Origin of the sequence: Leptospira fainei serovar Hurstbridge str. BUT 6 (genome assembly GCF_000306235.2) — a bacterium.
GTDB classification, from domain to species: Bacteria; Spirochaetota; Leptospiria; order Leptospirales; family Leptospiraceae; genus Leptospira_B; species Leptospira_B fainei.
This window is the reverse complement of sequence record NZ_AKWZ02000005.1, coordinates 1-2,835: the sequence shown is the minus strand read 5'-3', so window position 1 is coordinate 2,835 and position 2,835 is coordinate 1. Positions and strand designations below refer to the sequence as shown.

The 2,835-nt window shown below is 41.0% G+C and carries 2 protein-coding genes and 1 pseudogene; all 3 read left to right on the top strand.

The features are described from left to right. Positions 1-199, top strand: a 199-nt coding sequence (locus LEP1GSC058_RS20475; RefSeq protein ID WP_232224635.1) for a hypothetical protein, incomplete at its 5' end; no start/stop codon positions are given. Positions 200-861: 662 nt separating this feature from the next. Beyond that, positions 862-1,743, top strand: a complete 882-nt coding sequence (locus tag LEP1GSC058_RS20140; RefSeq protein ID WP_198014390.1) for a TFIIB-type zinc ribbon-containing protein — start codon at positions 862-864, stop codon at positions 1,741-1,743. Between the two features lie 122 nt (positions 1,744-1,865). Continuing rightward, positions 1,866-2,835: pseudogene (locus tag LEP1GSC058_RS07085) on the top strand (IS3 family transposase); the annotation flags it as partial.

Sequence of the window (2,835 nt, the reverse complement as noted above, 5' to 3'; positions counted from 1 at the left end):
TTCCTATTTAAACAGGGATAGAAATATTCGGTATGCGATTTATCCGACACGCCGGAAATGTACGCTTATACGAAGGTTCGGAGTTGTACGCTTTTACGTCACAGCGGAAGATGAGCAGGGGTGTATTTTTAGACAGCCCGACGGAGATTTTGAGTTAGGCGGACATCCGACGGGTTTAGTTTTTCGACTTCGGCTTTGATATTTTCGTGTTCTGGCCGGAGGTGGATGTATTCCTACACGGTCGCTCCTGTTCTGATCTGGTGCCGGGATTTGAATTACATCTATATAGTTCGATTTGAGCGAGAGGTGTCAATGCCTGGCGTATTCGGAGCGAAACAGTTAGCTATAAGAAACACTTTTACTAACTCGGCATTTGGTTACTAATAGTAAATTAGAAAGAGATTTGAATTGCAACGAGTTTGGGTCGGACGTCGCCTAACTTCGGTTTGCCACTTCGCTTCGGGCTCGCTTTGCGACCCTTGCTCGGCCTTCGGCAAATCCGGCTTCGCCGGACTTCGGCAAACCTTGGCCGTTAGGCGGACATCCGACGGGTTTAGTTTTTCAACTTCGGCTTTGATATTTTCGTGCTCGGGGCCGGAGGAAAATTTATTCCTAGACGGTCGCTCCTGTTCTGATCTGGTGCCGAGATTTGAATTACATCTATATAGTTCGATTTGAGCGAGAGGTGTCAATGCCTGGCGTATTCGGAGCGAAACAGTCAGCTATAAGAAACACTTTTACTAACTCGGCATTTGGTTACTAATAGTAAATTAGAAAGAAATTTGAATTGCAACGAGTTTGGGTCGGACGTCGCCTAACTTTCGGCTTGGCACTGCGCTTCGGGTTGCTGCGTACCCTCGCTTGGCCTTCGGCACATTCCGCTTTGTCACTCGTCTTGCAAAAGCAAGCCTCGTTCCAAGTCCTTGCGGACTCGCGAAACGTCGCCAAGCCTCGGCCGTTATCTGCCATGCCGCGCCCCTCATTATCGCACCTGCCGTCCGTGGCAGGCTTGAATTTGCTATAGGTAAAGAATTAATGAATGTATTTGTTAGTCGACCGAACTGGATTCCAAAAGATTATTCAGTGGGATTGGAAAATTTCCTCCGGTTTCTTGAATCTCAAAGCCTAAAGTGTAGAACAATCGGAACAACAGATTTTCCTGCAAAATCTCCTTTAGACGAAGTTATTCGAGTAATGAAAGAATGTAAGGGCGCGATTATATTGGGTTATCCGCAGATTATACTTTCGAAAGGTAAAGTAAAAAGCAAGAATGTATCCGAACTTAAATTTGCTACTGAGTGGAATCATATAGAAGCTAGTCTCGCATATTCGTTAGATTTGCCGATATTGGTTCTTCATGACTTAAATGTAAGCAGAGGTATTTTTGACCGAGGTACTTTGAACAGATTTATATATGAACTTGATTTGAAGGAAAAGGATTGGATATTTAAAGAAGAAATTGTTGGAGCATTTAGTACCTGGAAGAAAGAGTTGGATAATAGACCAAATAGTATTAATGACTCAAAGCATCATCGGCTCTCTGATTTTATTGAAGAGTCAGGGATTTTATTCCGAGTAAAAAATGGAAAGATTGAAAGAAATGCATATTGTCCAGAATGTAAATTGCCTATGACCGTGTTCCCTCCAGGATCGAATGAAATTCTTTTTTGTTCAAAATGTGGCTTCCAGGCCCCCTTTAGGCCAAAAGAGATTGAAGAAGTAATTGATAGAATAAAACTATAATACAGCTAAAAAGAATATTTTTAGTCCGTATTTTATTGGAGATAGCATGGCAAAAAAGCGAGTATAGCCTAGTTACATAAAACTGGACACCTTTTTCGCTCGAATCGAGGTATAAAGAAGCGATGAGTAAAAAAGGGAAATACTCTCCGGAGTTTAAAGAGCAAGCGATAAAACGCATATTAACCGGTTCTTTCACAATAAAAGAAGTAGCAGAATCGTTAGGAATCAGCTATTTTGTTTTGCGACAATGGAAGGCTGAATATATGAAGAAGTCTGACGAACAAAACCCTCCGACAGATAAACAAATCAAAGAGAGTGAGGAGTTAAGGAAACTTCGCAAAGAGAATTACCGACTTAAGGAAGAGAATGCGATTTTAAAAAAGTATTCAGCCATGCTTTCGAAGGAACAAAATCTCGATTAGAGTTTATGGAAGCGTATCGGTCCGAGTTTTCTATTAAGGGCATGGCAAGAGTATTAGGAGTCTCGAGATCGGGTTTCTATGAATTCATGAAACGAAGCAAGAATGCGTTAGAAAAGTATGATCCAGAGTTTGTAAAATTCATCTATGAGACCTGGCTAAGGCATGATAAGAATTATGGTTTCCTAAGGCTTTTTAAAGAGGTAAAGAAGGTTTATTCTTCATATGGGGCTCGGTCGGTTCGTAAAGTAATGAAACTTTGCGAAATAAGGGGAAAACAAGAGAAAAGCTTTAGGGCATTTACTACGGATTCCAAGCACTCTGGTCGAATAGCCCCTGATTTAGTAGGTCGAAAATTTAAACGTTTAAGAAAGAATGAAGTATGGGTTTCTGACATTACTTATCTTCGGTCCTCTTTCGGTTGGATCTATCTTTGCGTGATTTTGGATTTATACTCTCGGAAGGTTGTAGGTTGGTCAATAGGGACAAAAAATGATTCTCAATTAATATGCAAGGCTCTTTCCAGAGGATATGCAATTCGAAATCCTCCCAAAGGATTAATCTTTCATTCAGATCGAGGATCTAATTACTGTTCGAAGGAAACGCGACAACTTCTAATAGAAAATAAAATCAGAAGAGTAACAGTAGAAAGGGGAATTGTTGGGATAACGCA